The 23,063-nt window shown below is 64.7% G+C and carries 17 protein-coding genes; 11 read left to right on the plus strand and 6 right to left on the minus strand.

What is annotated here, in order from left to right; genetic code table 11:
• Nucleotides 1-276 precede the first annotated feature (276 nt).
• The 3 genes from AB7290_RS34815 (at nucleotide 277) to AB7290_RS34825 (ending at nucleotide 4,445) form a co-directional block, all read left to right on the plus strand.
• On the plus strand, nucleotides 277-1,416 hold the full coding sequence (locus AB7290_RS34815; RefSeq protein WP_354113350.1) for a response regulator: 1,140 nt from the start codon (nucleotides 277-279) through the stop codon (nucleotides 1,414-1,416).
• A gap of 188 nt (nucleotides 1,417-1,604) precedes the next feature.
• Complete coding sequence (locus AB7290_RS34820; RefSeq protein WP_085402153.1) at nucleotides 1,605-2,276, plus strand: hypothetical protein; 672 nt, start codon at nucleotides 1,605-1,607, stop codon at nucleotides 2,274-2,276.
• An 18-nt stretch (nucleotides 2,277-2,294) separates the two neighbouring features.
• Nucleotides 2,295-4,445, plus strand: coding sequence for an adenylate/guanylate cyclase domain-containing protein (locus AB7290_RS34825; protein ID WP_085402154.1), 2,151 nt, complete (start codon nucleotides 2,295-2,297; stop codon nucleotides 4,443-4,445).
• A 26-nt stretch (nucleotides 4,446-4,471) separates the two neighbouring features.
• Here AB7290_RS34825 and AB7290_RS34830 read toward each other — a convergent pair whose 3' ends face one another.
• Together AB7290_RS34830 and pobA are read right to left on the minus strand one after the other, a co-directional pair.
• Nucleotides 4,472-5,536, minus strand: coding sequence for an SDR family oxidoreductase (locus AB7290_RS34830; RefSeq protein ID WP_085402155.1), 1,065 nt, complete (start codon nucleotides 5,534-5,536; stop codon nucleotides 4,472-4,474).
• A gap of 177 nt (nucleotides 5,537-5,713) precedes the next feature.
• On the minus strand, nucleotides 5,714-6,886 hold the full coding sequence (pobA, locus tag AB7290_RS34835; protein ID WP_085402156.1) for a 4-hydroxybenzoate 3-monooxygenase: 1,173 nt from the start codon (nucleotides 6,884-6,886) through the stop codon (nucleotides 5,714-5,716).
• Between the two features lie 51 nt (nucleotides 6,887-6,937).
• On the opposite strand from pobA, the gene AB7290_RS34840 reads away from it, so the two are divergent.
• On the plus strand, nucleotides 6,938-7,843 hold the full coding sequence (locus AB7290_RS34840) for a helix-turn-helix domain-containing protein (protein ID WP_085402198.1): 906 nt from the start codon (nucleotides 6,938-6,940) through the stop codon (nucleotides 7,841-7,843).
• A gap of 321 nt (nucleotides 7,844-8,164) precedes the next feature.
• Nucleotides 8,165-8,779, plus strand: a complete 615-nt coding sequence (locus AB7290_RS34845) for a LabA-like NYN domain-containing protein (RefSeq protein ID WP_085402157.1) — start codon at nucleotides 8,165-8,167, stop codon at nucleotides 8,777-8,779.
• 24 nt (nucleotides 8,780-8,803) lie between these two features.
• On the opposite strand, the gene pcaG is transcribed toward AB7290_RS34845, so the two are convergent.
• Together pcaG and pcaH are read right to left on the minus strand one after the other, a co-directional pair.
• Nucleotides 8,804-9,430, minus strand: a complete 627-nt coding sequence (gene pcaG / locus AB7290_RS34850; RefSeq protein WP_085402158.1) for a protocatechuate 3,4-dioxygenase subunit alpha — start codon at nucleotides 9,428-9,430, stop codon at nucleotides 8,804-8,806.
• A 4-nt stretch (nucleotides 9,431-9,434) separates the two neighbouring features.
• A complete protein-coding gene (gene pcaH, locus AB7290_RS34855; RefSeq protein WP_041955084.1) occupies nucleotides 9,435-10,217 on the minus strand; it encodes a protocatechuate 3,4-dioxygenase subunit beta in 783 nt (260 codons plus the stop codon).
• Between the two features lie 95 nt (nucleotides 10,218-10,312).
• On the opposite strand from pcaH, the gene AB7290_RS34860 reads away from it, so the two are divergent.
• The 4 genes from AB7290_RS34860 (at nucleotide 10,313) to AB7290_RS34875 (ending at nucleotide 17,088) form a co-directional block, all read left to right on the plus strand.
• Nucleotides 10,313-11,242, plus strand: a complete 930-nt coding sequence (locus AB7290_RS34860) for a LysR family transcriptional regulator (RefSeq protein ID WP_085402159.1) — start codon at nucleotides 10,313-10,315, stop codon at nucleotides 11,240-11,242.
• 80 nt (nucleotides 11,243-11,322) lie between these two features.
• Entirely contained in the window at nucleotides 11,323-12,627 is a 1,305-nt protein-coding gene (pncB, locus tag AB7290_RS34865; RefSeq protein ID WP_028159033.1) for a nicotinate phosphoribosyltransferase, read from the plus strand.
• Nucleotides 12,628-12,873: 246 nt separating this feature from the next.
• The gene (locus AB7290_RS34870; RefSeq protein ID WP_085402160.1) at nucleotides 12,874-14,187 is read left to right on the plus strand and encodes a GGDEF domain-containing protein; all 1,314 of its coding nucleotides are present in this window, start codon (nucleotides 12,874-12,876) and stop codon (nucleotides 14,185-14,187) included.
• Between the two features lie 312 nt (nucleotides 14,188-14,499).
• Nucleotides 14,500-17,088, plus strand: coding sequence for an autotransporter outer membrane beta-barrel domain-containing protein (locus AB7290_RS34875; RefSeq protein WP_245344127.1), 2,589 nt, complete (start codon nucleotides 14,500-14,502; stop codon nucleotides 17,086-17,088).
• A 13-nt stretch (nucleotides 17,089-17,101) separates the two neighbouring features.
• Here the strand turns inward: AB7290_RS34875 and AB7290_RS34880 are convergent, their stop codons facing one another.
• A complete protein-coding gene (locus AB7290_RS34880) occupies nucleotides 17,102-17,734 on the minus strand; it encodes a TetR/AcrR family transcriptional regulator (protein WP_085402161.1) in 633 nt (210 codons plus the stop codon).
• Nucleotides 17,735-18,413: 679 nt separating this feature from the next.
• On the opposite strand from AB7290_RS34880, the gene AB7290_RS34885 reads away from it, so the two are divergent.
• A complete protein-coding gene (locus AB7290_RS34885; protein WP_354079024.1) occupies nucleotides 18,414-21,818 on the plus strand; it encodes an acyl-[ACP]--phospholipid O-acyltransferase in 3,405 nt (1,134 codons plus the stop codon).
• Nucleotides 21,811-22,506 (plus strand): esterase/lipase family protein, encoded by a 696-nt coding sequence (locus AB7290_RS34890; protein WP_085402164.1) that lies wholly within the window; start codon nucleotides 21,811-21,813, stop codon nucleotides 22,504-22,506. The genes AB7290_RS34885 and AB7290_RS34890 overlap by 8 nt, the downstream gene beginning before the upstream one ends.
• Here AB7290_RS34890 and AB7290_RS34895 read toward each other — a convergent pair.
• Nucleotides 22,499-23,050 (minus strand): disulfide bond formation protein B, encoded by a 552-nt coding sequence (locus tag AB7290_RS34895; RefSeq protein WP_354079026.1) that lies wholly within the window; start codon nucleotides 23,048-23,050, stop codon nucleotides 22,499-22,501. The two genes, AB7290_RS34890 and AB7290_RS34895, sit on opposite strands and share 8 nt — an antisense overlap.
• Nucleotides 23,051-23,063 lie beyond the last annotated feature (13 nt).

Consider the following 23,063-nt stretch of genomic DNA (forward strand, 5'->3'; position numbering starts at 1 on the left):
GATTTCCTCGGGATTCGCTGCACGCATGACGCGAATCTCGCGCGACGACTATTCGCTTGGGAGAGTGTGCAAACCCCTAATAGGCATCACCGTACAACTACGGGTCACAAACCGAAGAACTTCGCGTATGCATGCAGGCGTGCATGGTTCGCTCAATTCGCATGCGCTGTGCGCAGTCTTGAGTCAGTTCGCCGCAGCCCGGGCGTTTGCTCCGCGTTAAATCGCAAAGACTATTCGTGGAGGTCACGCCTCGCATCCGAACGAGACCGGCCGCCGATGCTGACCCAAGCGCTTCTCGTTGATGACAGCCGCTCTGTCCTCAATTTCCTGAAACGTCATATCGAAGCCGAAGGCCTGGTCGAGGCCACGACTTTCCTCGATCCCGTCGAGGCGCTGGCTTGCGCGCGCGAGCGCGTCTTCGACCTCGTGCTGGTCGACTACGAGATGCCGCATATGGACGGCATCAGCTTCATCCGCGCCTTCCGCACCCTGCCCGGCTGCGCCGACATCCCGATCGCGATGATCACGTCGCGACAGACCGATGACGTCAAGATGGAAGCGCTGCAGGCTGGTGCAACCGATTTCTTACCGAAACAGCCACAGAGCGTGGAGATGACGGTGCGCCTGCGCAATTTGGTGCGCCTTGGTGCAGCCGTGCGCAAGCAGAACGACCGGGCCGCGGATCTCGCGAGCGCGGTCGCGGCCGCGACCCAGAAGCTCGGCGAGCGCGAGGAGGAGATCATCTTGCGGCTCGCGCTCGCGGTCGAATACCGCGACAACGACACCGGCGAGCACACGCTGCGGGTCGCCCGCTACAGCCGCATCATCGCCGAGCAGCTCGGCCTGCCGCCCCGGCTCTGCCGCGACATCTATCTGGCCGCGCCCCTGCACGACGTCGGCAAGGTCGCCATCCCCGACCATATCCTCCTCAAGCCCGGCAGGCTCACCGACGAAGAGATGGCGGTGATCCGCACCCATGCGACGATCGGCGAAAAGATTCTGGCGGACTCCAGCTGCGAGCTGATCCAGCTCGGTGCGCAAATTGCCGCAGGCCATCACGAGCGTTGGGACGGCGCGGGCTATCCGAACGGCCTTCAGGCAGACGAGATCCCGGTCGCCGCGCGCGTCGTAGCGGTCGCCGACGTCTTCGACGCCCTGACGACGCGCCGGCCATATAAAGAGCCGATGCCGCTCGACGTGGCGCGCGACTATCTGGTCGAGAACCAGGGCCGGCAGTTCGACCCGGCCTGCGTCGAGGCCTTCCTGTCGCGCTGGGACGAGGTCGTGGAAATCGCCGCCGGTCAGCAGGCGACGCCGTATCAGAAGACCGAAGCCCCTCTCGCGCCTATTATAGAGTGTGCGGCAGAGAGCCCTGCGGTCGAGGACCGGTTGCCTGAGCCCGTCCCGGCCGCCTGACATGATCCATCCGGCAAATAGCTTGCTGCGGCTTCGCTTTTCTCCGGTCGCAGGTTTGAACCTGTTCCTGCTAGAGTGCACCAACAACCAAGAGTGATTCCGGTCACATTTGTCTGGACGCGCCGCTGCTAAGCATCGGACCAAGACGGGGACCGGCGATATATCGGTCGAATTGGATGAGAACTCCCATGAGAAGCCTGATCGGCGCTGGTGTCGGCGCGTTCTGTCTTGCGGCCCCCGCTTTGGCGGAGACCCCGGCCGCGATCGTCGAGGACGTCCAGGGCAAGGTCGACGGCATCGCGTTCATGGACTATGTGGCGCCCGGCAAGATCATCAAGCTCGGGCCCAAGGCCAGCATCACGCTCAGCTACCTCAAATCCTGCCAGCGCGAGATCATCAGCGAAGGCGTCGTCCTGGTCGGCGCCGAGCAGAGCACCGTGCAACTCGGCGAGGTCAAGCGCGAGAAGGTGCCCTGCGATACCAATGCAGCAAAACTGTCCGAGCGCGAGGCCAACCAGAGCGCCGCAACGACCTTCCGCACCATGCGATCGGACGCCAAGGGAGCGCCGCCGGCCAAGCTGCCGACGCTCTATGGCGTCGCCCCGCTGATACAGGCCAAGAGCGGCAGCACGCTGGTGATCGAACGCACCGACGGCAAGGAGCCCACGATCAGCGTGCCGCTCAAGAGCGAGATCATGGTCGGTGGCAAGTTTTATGACTTTGCCAAAGCCGGAAAGACACTGACCCCGGGCGGCAGCTATCTCGCCATCCTCGGCGCCAAGCGCTACGCTTTCCAGGTCGATGCCAGCGCCACGTCATCGCCGACGCCGATCGTCGGCCGGCTGCTGCGGCTCGAATAGGCGGTCTGCGACGGGGCGATGCGACGGATCGGGGGACGGGACATCGTTGCGGCGATCCTGATTGCGCTGGTTGCGGGCGCGGTCTTCACGTCCCCGCCGCTTCAGACGCTGCAAGGTCTCTCGCTCGATATCCTCACGGCGCTGCGCTGGAAGCTCGTCGGCGATCGCCGCGATCCCGCCGATTCGCCGGTCGTCGTCGTGGCCATCGACGGCGAGACCTACGACACCCCACCCTTCAAGGGATCGCCGACGCAGACCTGGACACGCGAGATCGGCCGTGTGCTCACCGGCATCACCGACGGTGGCGCCAAGGTGATCGGCTTCGACGTCATCTTTCCAAGCTCGATCGAGCAGTCGGAAATCCCCTTCGGCGAGGTGCCGCTCGGCGCGCGCATGAGAGGGTTTGACCGGGATTACCTGATAGCGTTGCGGCAACTCTCCGACGGCGACAAGCTCGTGCTCGGCGAGATCCTCAGCAACGACCATCCGGAGAGGCCGTATCGTGCGCAACAATTGGCGGTGCGCACCAACATCCGCGCGCTCAATGTCCATACCGACGCGGACGATGTCATCCGGCGAATGCCACTCAGCTTCTCCATCGACGGCAAGCCGGCCCCCGCGATGGCAGTCGAGCTCGCCGCGCGCGCGCTCGGCGGAAAGCCCGCGATTGCGCCGTCCGGTGCGACCGAGCTATCCGGCTATTCGGTCCCGAGCGCGGTGCCGAACACGCTGACGCTCAACTTCCGCGGAATGGGCCGCGACGTTCCGACCTATTCCTTCGCCGATCTGCGCGCCTGCGTCGAAAAAGGCGACCGCGATTTCTTCCGCCACGCCTTCGACGGTAAGGTCGTGCTGCTCGGCACCGCCCTGAACTTCGAGGACCGCAAGCTCACCTCGATGCGCCTTGCGGGCGGATATGACGGGGCGCCGGCCGCGCGCTGTGCCCTGCCCGCCCCGGCAAGCACCGCACAGAAGGCCCGGAGCGATATCGCCGGCGTCTTCGTGCACGCCACCGTCGTGCGAAACCTGATCGAGCGCGACGCCGTGACCGAGCTCGGCTTTCCCATGCGGACCGTTCTTGCGATCGTGTTCGCGGCGATCATCGCCTGCGCGGCCTCCATGCTCGCACCGGGCGGCGCGATGATCGCATGGCTCGGCCTCACTGCCGCTTACACAGCCGTCGCCGTCGCCGCGTTCGTGCACGCGCTGGCGCTGCCGCCGACCGAGCCTGCGCTCGCAAGTCTTGCCGCCCTCGCGATGATGATCGGCTACCGCTTCGTGCTCGCCGATCGCGACGAGCGCTTCCTGCGCCAGAGCTTTGCCTTCTATCTGGCGCCCGAAGTGATCAACACCATGGTCGCCTCCGGCAAGATGCCGGCGCTCGGCGGCGAGATGCGCAACGTCACCATGTTCTTCTCCGACCTCAGCGGCTTCTCCTCGATCGCCGAGACGATGACGCCGGGCGAACTGGTGACGCTGATGAACGAATATCTCTCGGCCATGACCGACATCATCGAGAGCCATGGCGGCTATGTCGACAAATATATCGGAGATTCCATCGTCGCGATGTTTGGCGCGCCGGCCGACGATCCCGCGCACGCGCGCAACGCGGTTCACGCCGCGCTGAAGTGCCACGAGAAGCTCGCGGAATTGAACGTCAGCAATCCCGCCTTCGCAGGCCATGGCCTGTCGCACCGCATCGGGCTCAACAGCGGCGAAGCCGTGGTCGGCAACATCGGCTCGCGCCGCCGCTTCAACTACACCGTGATGAGCGACACCGTGAACGTCGCCTCGCGCCTCGAGGGCGCCAACAAATATTACGGCACCGCCATCATGGCCTCGGAAACGACGATGGCGCAGACCGGCGACACTTTCGCTTGGCGTGAGCTCGATGCGATCAGGGTGCTCGGCCGCGGCGAGGCGATCCAGGTGTTCGAGCCGCTCGCGGACAAGGGCGCGGAGGGCGCCGAGCAGACGAAGGTGGCCACAGCGTATGCGGAGGGGCTGGCGTGCTGGCGGGCAAGGGAGTTTTCGAAGGCGGCCGAGGCGTTCGACGGCGTCGCGAAGATCGACCCGGCGTCGGCGCTGTTCGCCAAGCGCGCAAAAGCCCTCGCCGCAAATCCACCATCGCCAGAGTGGACGCCGGTCAATACGCTGGAAGGAAAGTAGCGGTTGTTTACTCTTCGTCAGAAGGCTCAAGGAATGACGTTCGCGGCACGCAACCTGCTGAAGAGATCGAAAAAACTGTCGTCCGTCGCCTGATATTCAGGGAAACCGAGCTTACGGCTCTTGCTCATATCGGTGACGACTTCGATAGGTCGGCCCAAGTCGGCATCGGTGTGCCATGCCGACGAAAGGACGGAGAGGTCTCTTTCGACGAGATCATACTTGAGCGCGATATCAGCCCATATACGACCTGAATCGGCAAGCTGACGCTCAAGCGGCGAAATTTCCTCTGGAAAGGGCGCAGGCTGCAACCCGAACCAGCCGGCCAGTCGCGCCCACATCCAGCTCCATCGGAAGACATCGCCATTTACGACGTTGAATGCCTGGTCTCGCGCGACCGTCGTCGTCGCGGCCCATTCCAGGTGCCGCGCCAGCAATCTGGCATCCGTCATATCCGTCAGGCCGGTCCATTGCATCGCCGAGCCTGGAAAGAGAAATGGCCGCCCCGTTTCTCGACAGATCGTCGCGTAGACGGCAAGCGTCGTTCCCATGTTCATGGCGTTGCCTATCGCATAGCCGATGATCGTGTGCGGGCGGTGAATGCTCCAGCTGAAACCACCGCGCCTGGCCGCATCGAATAGTTCGTCCTCCTGAGCGTAGTAGAAGTTCTCGACATCGAGCCGCGGTTGCTCCTCGCGGAATGGCGTCGCGGGCAGCCTGCCTTTACCGTAGGATTCGAACGGTCCCAGGTAATGCTTTAGCCCGGTGACCAGCGCGACATGAGAAAGCGTATCTGCGCCGGAAAGTGCTCCCAACACGTTGCGCACCATCGCAGCGTTAACGCGGATATTTTCCGCCTCGGTCGGCTGACGTAGCCATGTGGCGAGAAACACGTGAGTGGGACGAAGGCTCGCCAGGATGTCGCGAAGCGAGGCCGGATCCTGCAAATCGGCCGCGATGGGACGAACACCATCGAGGCCGCTTGGCGGGCGCCTTGCGAGCCCAAGCACCTGCCAGCCGCGATCGCTGAGATGGCGGGCGAGATTGCTGCCGACAATACCGCTGGCGCCGACCACAAGCGCTGTATTCGTCATCGCTGCGCCCTCCTGTTCGGTTGAGGAGGTAGGAACTATCGCACAAGGCAACAGAGCATTTCGGCGTCCGTCACCACTTATTGAAAGGGAACCGGCCTGACGGGCGAACTCGCCTCGTGCCGCGAGGAGAGCTCCCCTTTGGAGCGGCAACGTCAGCTGAGCGGTCACAAACCGTCGCTAAAACGGCAGACCCACGTAATTCTCCGCGAGCAGCCGCTGCGCCGTCTCGGACGAGAGCAGGTACTCGAGCTCCGTCTGCTGAAGCCGGTCCTCGTATTCGGAACGGTCGGGAAAACGATGCAGCAGCATCGTCATCCACCACGAAAAACGCTGCGCTTTCCATATCCGCGCAAGCGCCTTGGCGGAATAGCCCGCAAGGCCGGAATCGTCGCCGTGCTGATAATGCGCAAGCATGGCGTGGTAGAGATAGTAGATGTCGGACGCCGCGCTGTTGAGCCCGCGCGCGCCGGTCGGCGGCACGATGTGGGCGGCATCGCCGGCGAGGAACAGGCGGCCGTAGCTCATCGGCTCGGCGACGAAGCTGCGCAAGGGCGCGATGCTCTTCTCGATCGAGGGCCCGGTAATCAGGCGGCCGGCGACCTCGTCCGGCAGACGGCGCTTCAGCTCCGTCCAGAATGCATCGTCGCTCCAGTCCTCCACCTTGTCGGTCAACGGCACCTGGACGTAGTAGCGGCTCAGCACTTGTGAGCGCAGCGAGCAGAGCGCAAAGCCGCGTTCATGCTTCACATAGATCAGCTCGGGCGACACCGGTTTCGTGCGCGACAGCACGCCGAGCCAGCCGAATGGATAGACCTTCTCGTATTCGCGCAGCACGTCCTTCGGGATGGACCTGCGGCTGACGCCGTGAAAGCCGTCGGCGCCAACGACGTAATCGCAATCGATGCGGACGATCTCGTCGTTTGATCGATAGGTCACGTAGGGCCGGTCCGACGTCAGATCGTGCGGCGTCACGTCCTCGGCGTTGTGCACGACCTTGCCGTCGAGGCGATCGCGCGCCTCGTAGAGGTCGCGCGTCAGCTCGGTCTGGCCGTAGACCAGCACCGAATTGCCGCCGGAATGCTTGTGCAGGTCGATATGGGAGAGCACGCCGTCATGCGCGATCTCGAAACCGTTGTGGATCTCGCCCTCGCGGTCCATCCGCTCGCCGCACTGCGCCTCGCGCATCAACCTGGCGAAGCCGTGCTCGAGCACGCCGGCACGGATGCGGGCGAGCACGTGGTCGCGGCTGTATTTCTCCAGCACGACCGTATCGATGCCCTTCAGGTGCAGAAGCTGGGACAACAGCAGCCCGGACGGCCCACCGCCGATGATGCAGACCTGAACTTTCATTTTTACGTCCTCCCGTCGCCGCGTTTTTTGCAGATGGGGCGCCGCAAACCGATGGAGGGTTTCGTCTTTGTCTTGTACTATTCGAACATGAGAACCGCAGCCTCAGCCCCGGCAATCCGGGTCTACAACCTCTTCGGCGAGTCCGGCGATCTGCCCGACGTCGTGCATTGCGAGACGATCGCGTCGCGCTCGGTGCTGCACGACTGGACGCTGGCCGTGCACCGCCATGCCCGGCTGCACCAGGTGCTGCTGATCGAGCGCGGCGGTGGCGAGGCGACGCTCGACGGGCGCGTGGTGCCGCTCCGGCCGATGCAGGTCGTCAATGTGCCGGTCGGCCATGTCCACGGCTTCCGCTTCGAGCCCGATACCCAAGGCTGGGTGCTGACCATCGCTGCGGAAATTCTGGACGAGGCACTGCTTGCCTCGGAAGGACTGCGCGGCACCCTGTCCCGATCGGCCGTGGTGCGCGGCACGCCGCAGATCCGCACCACCATGAAGCAGATCTTCGCCGAGCACGCCGCACGCGATTTCGGCCGCGCGCACGTGCTGCGTGCACTGTCGGCGGCCATGATCGGGCTGGTGGCCCGCGCGCTCACCAGCGAGAGCGGCGGCAACGGCACGGCGGAAAGCGGGCTGTTCCGCCGCTTCGAGGCGCTGCTGGAACAGCATCATCTGGAACGCTGGAGCGTTGCGGACTATGCAGGCGCGCTGTCGATCACGCCGACCCATCTCAACCGGCTGACGCGGGCGGCGACCGGCGACACCGCCTCGCACCTGATCCTCAACCGGCTGATCCGCGAGGCGCGTCGCAACCTCGTCTACACCAATTTGCCGGTCTCGACGATCGCCTACGCGCTCGGCTTCGAGGATCCCGCCTATTTCAGCCGCGTCTATGCCGCGGCCACGGGCCTGTCGCCGCGCGCCTTTCGCGCCCAACTCCATGGCGGCGAAGCTTGAGGCCATTCGTGATCGCGCCGGGCTGTCGAGATCCGAACCAGCGCGCCACTTACCTTCGTATAGAGCATCCAACCCTTTGGATACGCGCCGTTTACCTCCGTACAATTGAGCGTGGCATGTGCACGCCTTAACGTGACTACATTCGGAATCCTGGCGCTGATAGCAGCAACCTCCCTTAACTGGCGCGGGACGGCCCCCCCTCCGGCCGTCTGCGCCGCCTTTTTTCCGCGGGCCATCGGCGACTTCGGCGTTTTCCGGCCGGCACACAGCCCTGGCGGCTGAACCTGCCGGCTTCAATGCGGAACTGGGGATTAGTGCATAATGTCTTCGCTTGAGAAGATTGCGGTCTTCATCGATGGCCCCAATCTCTATGCCGCCACCAAGGCGCTCGGTTTCGATATCGACTACAGGCGCCTGCTCGGCGAATTTCACGGCCGAGGTACGTTGCTGCGAGCCTTCTACTACACGACCGTGAGCGAGGATCAGGAATACTCGTCAATCCGCCCATTGATCGATTGGCTCGACTATAACGGGTACACCGTCGTCACCAAGCTCGCCAAGGAGTTCGTTGACGCCACGACCGGCCGCCGCAAGATGAGGGGCAGCATGGATGTGGAACTCGCCGTGAATGCCATGGAACTCGCCGAGCACGTCAATCAGATCGTGCTGTTCTCGGGCGATGGGGATTTTCGTTCACTGGTGGAAGCCGTGCAACGCCGGGGCGTCCGCGTGACGGTCGTCTCCACGCTTGCGAGCCAGCCTCCCATGGTGGCCGACGAACTGCGCCGGCAGGCCGACGTCTTCATCGATTTGACGGAGCTGAAGCCAAGAGTGGGGCGCGCCCCGGCCGAGCGGCCGGGATCGCGCGAGATGCGCCAGCAACCACCGCAAGCCACCACGCGCGGATCGATCAATCGAGGCGACCAGGTGGAATGATCCTGCGGGGCGATCGGCGGATCGTCAGACGTCGAAGAACACCGTCTCCTCCGCCCCCTGCAGATTGATCGTGAAGGAGTACACGACCTTGCCGGCGCGCTCACCGCGCGTGGCGATCAGCGTCGCGCGCCGCACCGGCGGCTCGACCAGGTTGAGCACGGGGTCGGCGGCATTCGCGGCTTCTTCGTCGGAGAAATAGAGTCGCGTATTGAGACCGATGTTGATGCCGCGCGCGACGATCCAGATATTGACGTACGGCGCGCATTTGCGGCCTGCCTTGTCCGTGATCGCGCCCGGCTTGATGGTCTCGAAAGTGACGAGGCCGCTGTCGAAATCGGAGCCGGCGCGGCCCCAGCCGCGAAACTCCTCGTCCACCGCGCCGGCCAGGCGATCGGCCGGATGGTTATAGCGGCCGGTTGCGTTGGCCTGCCAGATTTCGAGCAGCACATCGCGCAGCGGCGTGCCGCTGCCGTCGAACACCTTGCCCTCCAGCGTGATGCGCTCGCCTGGCGTGTTCGGCGTCACCAGCACGTTAGAAAAGTTCTTCTCAAAAATGTCGAAGCCGGCCATGGCAGGGATCAGGCCGATATGGACGTAGGGCCCGGCGGTCTGCGAGGCGGTTTCCTTGAGATAGTCGAGCGGCTGCGGCATTGGCTCAATTCCCCGCGGTGCGATTTTCGAAATAGGTGGAACGCTGGCCGCGCAGCACGATGTCGAAGCGGTAGGCGAGCGAGTCGAACGGCGTCGAGGCGTTGAGGTCGAGCGGCGCCACGAGGCGGTCGAGCGCGTCCTTGTCCGGAATCGTCGTCAGGATCGGACAGACCGGGATCAGGGGATCGCCCTCGAAATACATCTGGGTGATCAGCCGCTGCGCAAAGCCCGAGCCGAACACCGAGAAGTGGATGTGGGCGGGACGCCAGCTGTTGACGAAGTTGCGCCAGGGATAGGGGCCCGGCTTCACGGTGCGGAAATAATAGTAGCCGGTGTCGTCGCTCAGCGCGCGGCCGCAGCCGCCGAAATTCGGATCGATCGGGGCGAGATAGGTATCCTTCTTGTGCCGGTAGCGGCCACCGGCATTGGCCTGCCAGAACTCGACCAGCGTGTTCGGCACGCCGCGGCCGGTCTCGTCGAGCACGCGGCCATGGACGATGATGCGCTCGCCGACGGGATCGCCGTCCTTGGCGTAGTTGCGGATCAGATCGTTGTCGAGCGGGCCGAGATCGTTGTGGCCGAACACCGGACCCGTGATCTCCGAGACCGAGTTCTCGATCGACAGCAGCGGCTGGCGCGGCGAGCGCAGCACCGAGGACTTGTAGCCGGGCGCATGCGCCGGCGGATGGATCGAATGGTCGCGCTGGAAGAAGCCGCCGTCGCGCGGCGTGAACGGCTCGGGTCGGTTGAGGCGGGGATCCTGCAAGGCTGGCGCCTGGACGTTCATCGGCGTTGTCTCTCCCTGTGGCGCCCGGGTCCGGGGGCGCGGCTTATCGGGAGATCATGGGACGATCTATTCTCAAGATAAATAGATCGATTATAATGAATTACATGAAGGAAATCGATCATTTGGCGCTCGACGGCCACGCCCTCGAACTGTTCCTTGCCGTGCTGGAGGAAGGTTCGGTCACGGCGGCAGCGACGCGGCTTGGTCTGACGCAATCGGCGGTCAGTCACGGGCTGAACAAGTTGCGGCGGATCGCGGGCGATCCGCTGTTTGCCAAATCCGGCCGCGGCATCGTCGCCACCGCCCATGCCCAGGCCTTGGCCGCGAAAGCGCGGGCGCTGATCGACGAGATGCGCAGCTTTGCCGGCGGCGTCACCTTCGAGCCGGCGCGCGCGCAGCTTTCGCTGACGATCGCCGCCAACGACTTCCAGCGCGATCTGCTGTTGCCGCGGTTTTTCGACCATGTCGCGGGACAGGTCAGGAGCCTGAACCTGCGCGTGATCCCCTCGCAGTCGCCGTCGCCCGCCATGCTGCGCGAAAACCGCTGCGATCTCATGGTCACGCCGCTGCCGCCATCCGGCGTGGACATCGTGCAGAAGCGGCTGCTCAGCGATCACTACGTCTGCTACTTCGATCCCAAGGTGCGCACAGCTCCGGCCGGCCGCAGTGCCTATCTCGCGGCACGCCACATCACGGTGGTCTATACCGACAACGAGCGGCTCGACTTCGACCGCCGGCTGGCGGCGAACGGCTTTCTGCGTGACATCGCCATCTCCGTGCCGAGCTTTTCCGGCGTGCCGCCCTTCCTGCGCGGCTCGCAGATGCTGGCGAGCATGCCGAGCCTGCTCGCCTCCGGTGTGATGCGCGGTTTCGCGCATGTACCGATTCCGCTAGCGTCGCGGACAAAGACGCTGGCCGAGCTGCCGATGTTCATGGTCTGGCATCAGCGCTATCAGAAAGACCCGGCCCATCGCTGGATCCGCGGCCAGCTCGAAACCGTGGCGGCAACGGCGGCCGGAGACTGAGCCTCGGTTACGGTTTCAGGGAAGTCTGCCCTTCGCCAAACCCACTGGTTGCGCGAGGGCCGCCACGCTAGAATTGTCCCATGACAGTGACCGATATTGCGAGCCGGACCTACAATCATAGCTGGCGGCTGGACCCCATCATCCGCAGCCTGCTGGATACCGACTTCTACAAGCTATTGATGTTGCAGATGATTCGGGAGGACTATCCGAATCAGCAGGTGACCTTCTCGGTCATCAACCGCTCGCGCCATGTGCGGCTGGCCGAGATCATCGACGAGGGCGAGCTGCGCGCCCAGCTCGACCACGCCCGCACCATCCGCTTCGCCAAGAAAGAGCTGATCTGGCTTGCCGGTAACACCTTCTACGGCAAGACCCACATGTTCTCGGCGGACTTCATCCGCTGGCTGGCCGAATTCCGGCTGCCCGAATACGAGCTGCGCAAGGTCGAGGGCCAGTACGAGCTGCATTTCCACGGCCCCTGGACCCACACCACGATGTGGGAAATTCCGGCGCTCGCCATCCTCAACGAGTTGCGGTCGCGCGCCGCGATGAAGGGCCGCGGCCGCTTCGAGCTCGACGTGCTCTATGCCCGCGCCAAGGCCAAGCTGTGGACCAAGGTCGAGCGGCTGCGCCAGCTCGAGAATTTGCGGCTCTCCGACTTCGGCACCCGCCGCCGCCACGGCTTCCTTTGGCAGCGCTGGTGCGTCGAGGCGGTGAAGGAAGGCCTGGGCCCGTCCTTCATCGGCACCTCCAACGTGCTGCTGGCGATGGACAATGATCTCGAAGCCATCGGCACCAATGCGCATGAGCTGCCGATGGTCGCGGCTGCGCTTGCCAAGGACGACGAGGAGTTGCGCTGGGCGCCCTATCGCATTCTCGACCAATGGCGCCAGACCTATGGCGGCAATCTCCTGATCGCGCTGCCCGACGCCTTCGGCACCAAATCCTTCCTGCGCGATGCGCCGGAATGGGTCGCCGATTGGACCGGCTTCCGCCCCGACAGCGCGCCACCGATCCAGGCCGGCGAGGAGATCATCGCCTGGTGGGAAAAGAAGGGCCGCAACCCCAAGGACAAGCTGCTCGTCTTCTCCGATGCGATGGATGTCGGCTCGATCGAGGAGACCTATCACCACTTCTCCGGTCGCTCGCGGCTCTCTTTCGGCTGGGGCACCAACCTCACCAATGATTTCGTCGGCTGCCCGCCGGACGGCTCGTTCAATCTCGATCCCATCTCGCTGGTCTGCAAGGTGTCGTCGGTTGACGGCCACCCGGCCGTCAAACTCTCGGACAATCCGGAGAAGGCGACCGGCATGCCCTCCGAGATCGAACGCTATTTGCGCGTGTTCGGCGACGCTGGCCGCGTGCGCAAGCCGGTGCTGGTCTAGCGCCGGACCAAACTCTCTCGATCAGGTAAACCGCGCAGGACGAATGCGAGGCATCGGTTCGCTACGACCGTATCGGTTCCGGTTCGTCGGCATTTGCAACGATCTGCGGGCATCCGCTTCACGACGCTTTCACCCTGCAGTGCAGTCGCTTGCGTCTTTGGGGTCGAGTTAAGCAACTTTCCCCTCTACTTGGCGTTGCAGGCGCGACGCTCCGGTGGGGTCGTTGATCGATTTGGGGAATGCAGGGTGTTTCGCAGAACAGCGACGTCGACGAAGGGGCGTAGTTTCCTTCACGTCATCAAACTTGTCTCGCCATTCGTGATGGTCGTCGTGCTCCAGGCAACGATCGCGGGATTCAGCCTCGAAGTGATGTCATCGGTCCGCGCCTATGTCGCGGGCGAAGCGATGTGGTCGCGGTCACAGAAGAACGCCGTCTATTTCCTCAATCTCTATCTGCATTCAGGCGAGGCGAGCCAGTTCACCCACTACCAGGCGTCCCTTGCCGTTCCCATCGGCGATGAGTTCGCGCGCTGGGCACTCGAGCGCGATCCGGTCGACGTCGAGGCCGCCCGCGTCGGGTTTCTGCAAGGCGGCAACCATCCCGATGACGTTCCGGGATTGATCTGGCTGTTCCGTTATTTCAGCCGCGTCAGCTTCCTCCAGGAAGCGATCCACGAGTGGGCGGCCACCGATCCCATGTTGCTGGAGCTCAGCGTCTTCGGCGAGGTCATCCGGTCCGAGTTGGCGCACGGACCCATTGAGGACCGCGACCGCCTGCGGCTGCTGTCGTCGCGGCTCTCGGAACTCAACACGCAGTTCACGGTGCATGCAAAGCGGTTCTCGACCGTCCTCGGCGAAGGCTCCCGCGCCATCAAGGTAACGCTGACGTGCATCAACATCGTGGCGGCCGCGACACTGATCCTGCTCCTGATCTGGCACACGCGGCGCTTGATGCTGCAACGACAGGCGTTCGAGGATGCGTTGCATGCCGAGAGGGAGCGCCTGGCATGGCAGGCATCGCACGACTGGTTGACCGGCCTGTCCAACCGCCGCGCCTTCGAGGCGCGCCTGCAAAGCGTGCTGGACACCACCGCGGCGGGCTCGCTGGGCCTGATCCTGCTCGACCTCGACCAGTTCAAGAGCGTCAACGACACCTGCGGCCACCTCGCCGGCGACCGCCTGCTCTGCCAGGTCTCGCGCCTGCTGCAACAGGACCGGGGGCCGCATGATCTGGTGGCCCGGCTCGGCGGCGACGAATTCGGCCTGATCCTGCCGCAATGCTCGCCCTCGACCACCGTCGATATCGCCGAACGCCTGCGCAGATCGCTCGAGCTGTTCACCTTCGCCTGGGATGATCGTTGCTTTGCGGTGACCGCCAGCATCGGCGTCGCCTGTATCGCGGACGGCAACACCACGCTCGAGGACGCCATGCGGCGCGCGGATGCCGCCTGCTACCGTGCCAAGGAAAAGGGGCGCAACCGGGTACAGGTCGACAACGGCAGACCGGACGTCGTCGTCGTTGCAACCCGTCCGCGCGAAGCCGTCGCGGCGCGAGGCTGATAGGCGCCGGCGCCCTCTCAACCCCGGCATCCGATTGCAGACATCGTCCAACGGCGTCGCGACGGCGAAGCTGTGTGACGCCGCGGCCACATTGCTCCCGAAAAAACTGCGTCTTTCGCTTTCCGCCACACCGCCTTGCGCGCTGATCCACGATGGCCGGAACCTCCCCCGCTAAGCATGGCACCAGCCAACGTTGCGGTCCGAATTCCGCCCGGACCGTGCCGAAAGAGGAGTTTGCAGGTGCCCTGGAATGGTTTGTTGCCCCCGCCCCAGATCCGTCGCGCGAAGACGTGTCGGCGGCATGCGTTTCTCTTGAGCACCGCGATCGGCGCCGTTGCCGCAGGTAGTGCGCTGCCGTGGCTCGCGACGCCGGCAGAGGCGGCCTGTGTGGTGACCGGAAGCGGCGCGCAGGCAGCGCTGCAGTCAGGCGATTCGATCACCTGCACCGGAGCGGGCAACACCCAGGTCAAGACGGCGCCCGTGGTCAGCGGTGTCACCGTCAACATTGGCGACGGCACCGCGACCTCCGTGAACGACCCGACCTTTGCCAGCGTTGTCCTCGAGGCGGCATCCAATAGTGCGGTCAAGGTCTTCGGCAACGCAACCGTCACCTCTGCCAACAGCGACGGCATTGACGTGATCGGCGGTGGCGGCAACACGATCACAGTGGATGCCGGCGCCATGGTTGGGTCATCGAGCCTCGCCACGTCGGGGCTCGCACTGGCCAATTCGAGCAACAATATCATCGTGATCGGAGGTACGGTCGGAAACGGCGTGACCGGAGCCATCAGCATCAGCATCGGTGCCGGGTCGGCGAACAATCAGGCGAACATCCTGTCGAGCGGCTTTGTCCATGCCATCAATGTCGCGGCCGTCGATCTGAGCGGCGCGGCCGACGGCAACGTCGTCAGCAACGCCGGCACGATATCAAGTGCCTCGGGCACGGCAATCATCGGCTCGGCCAATCAGGACACCATCATCAACTCAGGCACGATCATCAGCGGTGGCGTCAGCACGGCTGTCGACCTGAAGGGAGGCAACGACGTCTTCGAGTTGCGAGCGGGATCGAGCATCACGGGATGGGTCCTCGGCGGCAACGGAACGGACACGCTGCGCCTGGGCGGTACTGCCAACGCAGCGTTCAATCTCAGCATATTCGGCGCGGCCGGTCAGTTCCGGGAATTCGAGGCGCTGGAAAAGACCGGCAGCTCCACCTGGACGATGAACGGTTCGACGACCGAGATCGCGAGCATGAATATCCTGGCCGGCACCCTCGAGGTGAACGGCTCGATGCCCAACATCGCCACGACCGTCAGCGGGGGCATTCTCAGCGGCAACGGCGCCATCGGCAATATGACCGTGCTGTCAGGCGGCACGGTCTTGCCCGGCAATCTCGGTACGCTGACGAGCAATGGCAACGTCACGTTCAACGCCGGTTCGACCTACGCGATCTCCGTCACCGCTACCGGACAATCCGAGAAGATCCTCGCGGTCAACGCAACGTTGAACGGCGGCACCGTCGCAGTCAACACGATCGCCGGCGCCTATAACCCCTCGACGCAATACACGATCCTCAGCACGACGACTGGCGTCATCGGCAGCTTCTCGGGCGTCACTGTCAGCGGATACAATCCGCAGCTCTTCGCTTCCTCCCTCAGCTATGACGGGTTCAGCGTCTTCCTGACGCTCAACTACAACAACGCCGCATTCCTCTCCATCGCCCAAACGCAAAACCAGAAGGCCGTGGCCGGCGCCTTGAGCGCGTTCGGTCCCAACCTGCCTTTCCTCTCCTCCTTCGCAGGCGAGAGCGACGCCCAGCTCCGTTACAGTCTGGACCAGCTTTCGGGTGAAGCGGCCACCGGCGCGCAGCAGGGCGCCTTCCAGTTCACGAGCCAATTCCTCGGCCTCATGCTTGATCCGTTCGTGGGTGGACGCAGTGGCATGAGCACCGGCGACACGGCGCTCGGCTTCAGCCCCGAACGCGCCGCGCTGCCGGACGATATCGCCCTCGCCTACAACAAGGTGCTGGGGACGCCGGCCATGAAAGCGCCGGCCTTTGCGGAGCGTTGGACGGCTTGGGGCACGGCGTTCGGCGGCACCAACCGCACCGGCGGCGACCCCGTCGTGATCGGCAGTCACGACCTCGGCGCGCGCGCCGGCGGCGTCGCGGCCGGCGCCGATTATCATTTCGGCCGCGATGCGCTTGTCGGTTTCGCGCTGTCGGGCGGCGGCACCAAATGGGATCTCGCGCAGGCGATCGGCGGGGGCAAGAGCGATGCAATCCAGGCCGGCGTCTACACCGCCGTGCGCACAGGGCCAGCCTATTTTGCCGCCTCTCTCGCCGTGGCCAATCATTGGATGTCGACAGATCGGCTCGCACCGTTCGGCAACCAGCTCACCGCCAAATTCGACGCGCAAACCGTCGGAGGCCGCATCGAGGGCGGCTATCGCTTCGCCACGCCGATTGGCGGCTTCACGCCATATGTGGCGGCGCAGGCGCAGGCTTTTCGCACACCGACCTATACCGAGGCCGATCTGGCCGGCAGCGGCTTTGGCCTGACCTATCAGGGACGCACGGCCTCCGACACACGGAGCGAGCTCGGCGCGCGCTTCGATCGCGCGACGCTGGTCACGCCGAATTCGGTCCTCACGTTGCGCGGCCGCGCGGCCTGGGCCCATGATTGGGTGAGCGACCCGACGCTCGTCGCCGCATTCCAGGCGCTGCCCGGCGCGAGCTTCATCGTCAACGGCGCAACGCCGGCAAAGGACACCGCGCTCGCATCTGCCGGTGCCGAGCTGAAGTTTTCGAACGGCGTTGCCCTGTCGGCGAAGTTCGACGGCGAGTTCGCGGCGCGCAGCACCACTTATTCCGGCACCGCGAGCCTGCGATACGCGTGGTAGCCGCTTGGTCTCCTCAAGACGACCGCGCGCCGACCGGCACGATCCCGAGGCCGGCAAGATGCGTATCGAGGAATTGCTCGACCTGCTGGCGCAGCATCTGGGGCGGCACCGCCACCATGCGCTCCTCCAGGCCGAGCGAGATGATTCCATGCACGGCGGAAAACAGCGTGCGCGACAGCAGCGCGATCCTCACGTCGTCCGCAGCCGGTAGCAGCCGCACCAGGGCTGGATGCATCAGCGCGAAAGCGTCCATCACCATCTGAAGGATGTCGTCGGGATAAGGACGATCGTCCTCCATCCGATGCTCGAACAGCGAGCGCAGCAGGTTTGCGTGCTCGGCGAAGAATTCGAGATAAGTCTCGGCAAACCCGTAGAGCTGGCGAACGGGGTCCTCGGCCGGAACCTCGGCGAGCCGTACCGTCAGCGCCTGAACGGTCTCCCGGTTCACCGTCAGGATCACCCCGTCGAAGTCGCCGAACTCGTTATAGACGCTGCCCACCGAGCAACCGGCGGCCTCCGCAACGTCACGAACTTTCAATGATCTCAGTCCCTTAGCTGAAATGATGCCGCGGGCGATCTCCAGGATCTGGAGCCTCCGCCGATTTTTTTTCTGGTCGCGTGGCGATTCTTCTTGAACATTGTTCATTTTCAAGCTACTCATGTGAACATTGTTCAAATTAACCCGGAGATCTGCAAAATGCAAACCCTCGCTGTTGATATCGCCTCCACCTTCGTCGACGACGCCGCGGCTCTCGTGACCGGCCTTGGCCGCACCCTGCTGCGGTTCGCGATGGCGCCGATCGATCGCATCGCAAATGCCTGCGACATTGCCGGCGTGCTCACCGAGCGCCGCGCGACCTTCCGGATGTGGCGGGCGAGCCGCGCCCGTGCCCGTCACGCGGGCCGCCGGTTCAGCCTGCTCGGCCGCCTCTCGCCCTTTCGCCACCTCGCTCATCTCACGTGAGGCGGGCGCACCCGGGACGTTCCGGTCGGCTCGAATGCAAGACCCGGTTGCAAGGAAGGACTTACCATGTCCCGACATTCGCAGCCGATGTCGCGGCCTTTGGCGATGCGGTTCAACATTTCCTCATCGCCCGGCGCGGTATCCGGGACAGCGCGGCCGGTCCGTCCGAACCACGGCTGCGACCAGATATTTGCGAACCTAACGAGACCATTTGGAGACCAACAGGATCGGAAGGGTCGAGGGGACAGAGCAGGCCGGCGACCGTCGTCATCCAGCCATCGTTCGTCCCGTAAGCTTCCGGTCGTGACGCCTCACCGACAACCTAACAATCTCAGGCTGCCTTCCCAAAACAGGACTTGTCATGATCAGGGAATTGATGTCGTCACGCCGCTTCGCGCCGCTGTTCTGGGCGCAATTTTTCTCGGCGCTCAATGACAACGTGCTCAAGAACGCACTCGTCATCATCCTGCTTTACAGTGCCGCGACCGGTCACGGCGACGCGCTGGTGACGGTCGCAGGCGCCGTCTTCATCTTCCCCTATTTCATCCTGTCGGGGCTCGGCGGCCAGCTCGCCGACAAATACGTCAAATCCGTCGTCGCGCGGCGGCTCAAATTCGCGGAGATCTTTGCTGCGGCCTTTGCCGCCGCCGGCTTCTTCCTGCACTCGGTGCCGCTGCTGTTCACGGCGCTCGCGCTGTTCGGCACCATCGCCGCCCTGTTCGGCCCCGTGAAATACGCCATGCTGCCGGACCAGCTCGAGCTCGGTGAGCTCGCAACCGGCAACGCGCTGGTCGAAGGCGCGACTTTCATGGCCATCCTGCTCGGCACCGTCGCCGGCGGCCAGTTCGTGGCCGGCTCCGCGCATATGGGCTGGGTTGCATCGGCCGTGGTCGTGCTGGCCCTGCTGTCCTGGGCCTTCGCCTCCCGCATTCCGCAGACGACGCCATCCGCCCCCGACCTGCCCGTCAACGCCAATCCCTGGACCTCGACGGTCGGCCTGTTGAAGACGCTCTACGCGGACAAGCGGCTGTGGGACGGCACCGTGATCGTCTCGTGGTTCTGGCTGGTCGGCGCCATCGTGCTGTCGCTGCTGCCTGCGCTGGTCAAGGACGTCGTCGGTGGCACCGAAGGCGTGGTGACGCTGTGCCTCGCGACCTTCGCGATCGGCATCGCCATCGGCTCGCTGTTCGCCGCCAGCCTGAGCCATGTCCGCCCGAACCTCGCGCTGGTGCCGATCGGCGCCATCATCATGGGCTTTGCCGGTCTCGATCTCGCCTGGGCCATCGGCGTGACCACCAGGGGCCAGGACATCGCTGCGGTCGACTTCGCGACCTCGTTCGCCGGGCTGCGCATGCTGATCGACTTCGTCGCCTTCGCGTTCGGCGGCGGCCTGTTCGTCGTTCCCTCCTTCGCTGCCGTGCAAGCCTGGTCGGCACCGTCCGAGCGCGCCCGCATCATCGCCGCCGGCAACGTGCTGCAAGCCGCCTTCATGGTAGCAGGCTCGCTGTTCGTCGCGCTGTTGCAGGCGGGCGGATTGCATGTCGGCTGGATCTTCTTCGGCCTCGGCGTCGCCAGCTTCGGCGCAGTGTGGTTCGTGCTGACCAAGTGGGGCAAGGAAGGCGTCCGCGATTTCGGCGGGCTGCTGTTCCGCGCGCTGTTCCGCACCGAGGTTCGCGGGCTCGAGAACCTGCCGCCTCCGGGCACGCGCATGCTGATCGCGCCCAACCATGTCAGCCTGATCGACGGCCCGCTGCTGCACGCCGTGCTGCCGATCGATGCGAGCTTCGCGGTCGATACCGGCATCTCCAAGGCCTGGTGGGCCAAGCCGTTCCTGCGCGTCGTCAAGCACTACACCATGGACCCGACCAAGCCGCTGGCCGCGCGCGACCTGATCAAGCTCGTCGCCGCCGGCGAGCCGGTGGTCATTTTCCCTGAGGGACGCATCACCGTCTCCGGCTCGCTGATGAAGGTCTATGACGGCACCGCGATGATCGCGGACAAGGCCGACGCGGTGGTCGTGCCCATTCGCATCGAGGGCGCGCAGCGGTCGCATCTCAGCTATCTCAACGGCAGCCAGATCAAGCGCTCCTGGTTTCCGCGGGTGACGGTCACGATCCTGCCGCCGGTCAAGCTTCCGGTCGATCCGGCGCTGAAGGGCAAGGCACGCCGCAATGCCGCGGGCGCCGCGCTCCAGGACGTGATGATCGACGCCATGGTCAAGAACGCCATGCTCGACCACACCCTGTTCGAAGCACTCGGACATGCCTATCGCGACCGCGATACCGGCAAGGTGATCATCGAGGACGCGCTCGGCACCAAGCTGACCTATCGCAAGCTGATCCTCGGCGCGCAGGTCTTGAGCCGCAAGCTCGAGGCCGGCACCACGGCCGGCGAGAATGTCGGTGTGTTGCTGCCGAATTCCGCGGGTGTCGCCGTCGTCTTCATGGCGCTGCAAAACATCGGCCGGGTCCCGGCGATGCTCAACTTCTCGGCCGGCCCGGTCAACGTCCTCGCCGCCATGAAGGCCGCGCAGGTCAAAACCGTGCTCACGTCAAAGGCCTTCATCGAGAAGGGCAAGCTCGACAAGCTGATGGCCGCGGTCTCCGCAGAGGCGCGCGTCGTCTATCTCGAGGACGTCCGCGCTTCGATCGGTACGGCCGACAAGATCAAGGGCCTGCTCGCAGGCACTGCGCCGCGCGTCGCCCGCCAGGCCGACGATTCGGCTGTCGTGCTGTTCACGTCGGGCTCGGAAGGCACGCCCAAGGGCGTGGTGCTGTCCCATCGCAACATCCTTGCGAATGCGGCGCAGGCGCTGGCCCGGGTCGATGCCAACGCCAATGACAAGGTGTTCAACGTGCTGCCGGTGTTCCACTCGTTCGGGCTGACCGGCGGAATGATGATGCCCCTGCTCGCCGGCATTCCGATCTACATGTACCCCTCGCCGCTGCACTACCGCATCGTGCCGGAGCTGATCTACCAGACCGGCGCCACGATCCTGTTCGGCACCGACACCTTCCTCACCGGCTACGCCCGTTCGGCGCACGCCTACGACTTCCGCACGCTGCGCCTGGTGATCGCCGGCGCGGAGGCGGTGAAGGATCGCACACGTCAGGTGTTCATGGAACGCTACGGCATCCGCATCCTGGAAGGCTACGGCGTCACCGAGACCGCGCCGGTGCTGGCGATGAACACGCCGATGGCCAACCGTCCCGGCACCGTCGGCCGCCTGTCACCGCTGATGGAAAGCCGCCTCGATCCGGTCCCCGGCATCGAGGAAGGCGGACGCCTCTCGGTGCGCGGACCGAACGTGATGCTCGGTTACCTCAGGGCCGAAAATCCCGGCGTGCTCGAACCGCTCGCCGAGGGCTGGCACGACACCGGCGACATCGTGGCGATCGACGCGGCCGGCTTCATCACCATCAAGGGCCGCGCCAAGCGCTTCGCCAAGATCGCGGGCGAAATGGTCTCGCTGTCGGCGGTCGAGAGCATCGCGACGACGCTGTGGCCGCAAGCCGCCTCGGTCGCCGTGTCGATCCCCGACCAGCGCAAGGGCGAGCGCATCGTGCTGCTGACGACGGAGAAGACCGCCGAGCGCAGTGCGATGCAGGGCCAGGCCAAGGCGATCGGCGCGTCCGAGCTGACCGTGCCCGCGGCGATCATGGTGGTCGACAAGGTGCCGTTGCTCGGCACCGGCAAGACCGACTATGTCACGGCAACGACGATGGCCCGTGAGCAGGCGTCCTCGCCGGAGCGCGAGGTTGCGTAAAGACGACAAGTCCACGGCCGTCGCTCCGGCGGAAGCCCGGTGCGACGGCGTGGTCCTGCTTCACGGCATCGGCGTCGGTGCCTGGACGCTGAAGAGGCTGGATCGGGCGTTGCAGCGTCACGGCTTCGCCACGCTCAATCTCGACTACCCCAGCCGCAAGAAGCCGCTCGAGGAGCTTGCGGAAGACATCCACGCGCCGGTCGCCGCGTTTGCAAAGCAATGCGACGGCGCGATCCACTTCGTCGCCCATTCCATGGGCGGGCTGCTCGCCCGGGTTTACATCGCGAGATATCGTCCGGTGCGGCTCGGCCGCGTCGTGATGCTGGGCACGCCCAACGGCGGCAGCGAAGTCGCCGATCTCCTGAAGGACCTCTCGCTCTACCGCGCTGTTTTCGGTCCAGCCGGCTCGCAGCTTTCGACAGCCCAGCCCCCTGTGCTCGCCGCCCTGCCGCCTCCCGATTATGCGATCGGCGTCATCGCGGGATGCCGCACCATCGCGCCGATCGCCTCGGCCTTTGTCCTGCCGCGGCCCAATGACGGACGGGTTTCAGTCGCAAGCGCGAAGCTGGCCGACATGGCCGACCACATCGTCGTCAAGGCATCGCACACCGGACTTCCACGAAATGCCGTCGCGATCGAGCAGACGATCGCGTTCCTGCACGACGGCCGCTTCAATCCGATCACTTGAGCAGGAGATAGCGAACCGGGTTGTCGTCGCACTGCCCCGCGCCGCACTCCAGCACGGTGGACAAGAGATTGGCGGCGACCAGCAACGCAAAGATCGCGAAGACCGTGTTCGATGCCGCACCGTTCAAAGGCGCGTCCCCGTCTCGCTTGCCGGTCACATCCTTCAGGATGAAGACGAGCGCGACATAACACACGATCCCGATCGCCGCGATCAGCGCCCAGGTATAGAAGTGCAGCCCGAACAGTGCCGAGCCGTATCCAGGATCGCCGGGCGCAAGATGCAGTGACACCTGCCGCATCGAGATGAAGCCGGTGACGAGGCTGGAAACGAGGATCATCGCGTAGTGAGACCCGCGTTCACCGAGGCGCATGTTGAACAGGAACCCCATGCCGACCGCGATGAACCCGGCCCTTTGCAACAGGCAAAGCGGACAGGGCAGCTCGCCGAGCGCAAGCTGATAGGTGAACGCCACCGTCAGGATCAACGAGATCCCGAGCAGCCCAAGCATGTTCAGGATCGCGCCGACCGGCCGTTGCTCGCTCATCTCTGCAGTGCCC

Source organism: Bradyrhizobium sp. 613_E4_N2_2 (assembly GCF_052075995.1).
Classification (GTDB): Bacteria; Pseudomonadota; Alphaproteobacteria; order Rhizobiales; family Xanthobacteraceae; genus Bradyrhizobium; species Bradyrhizobium barranii.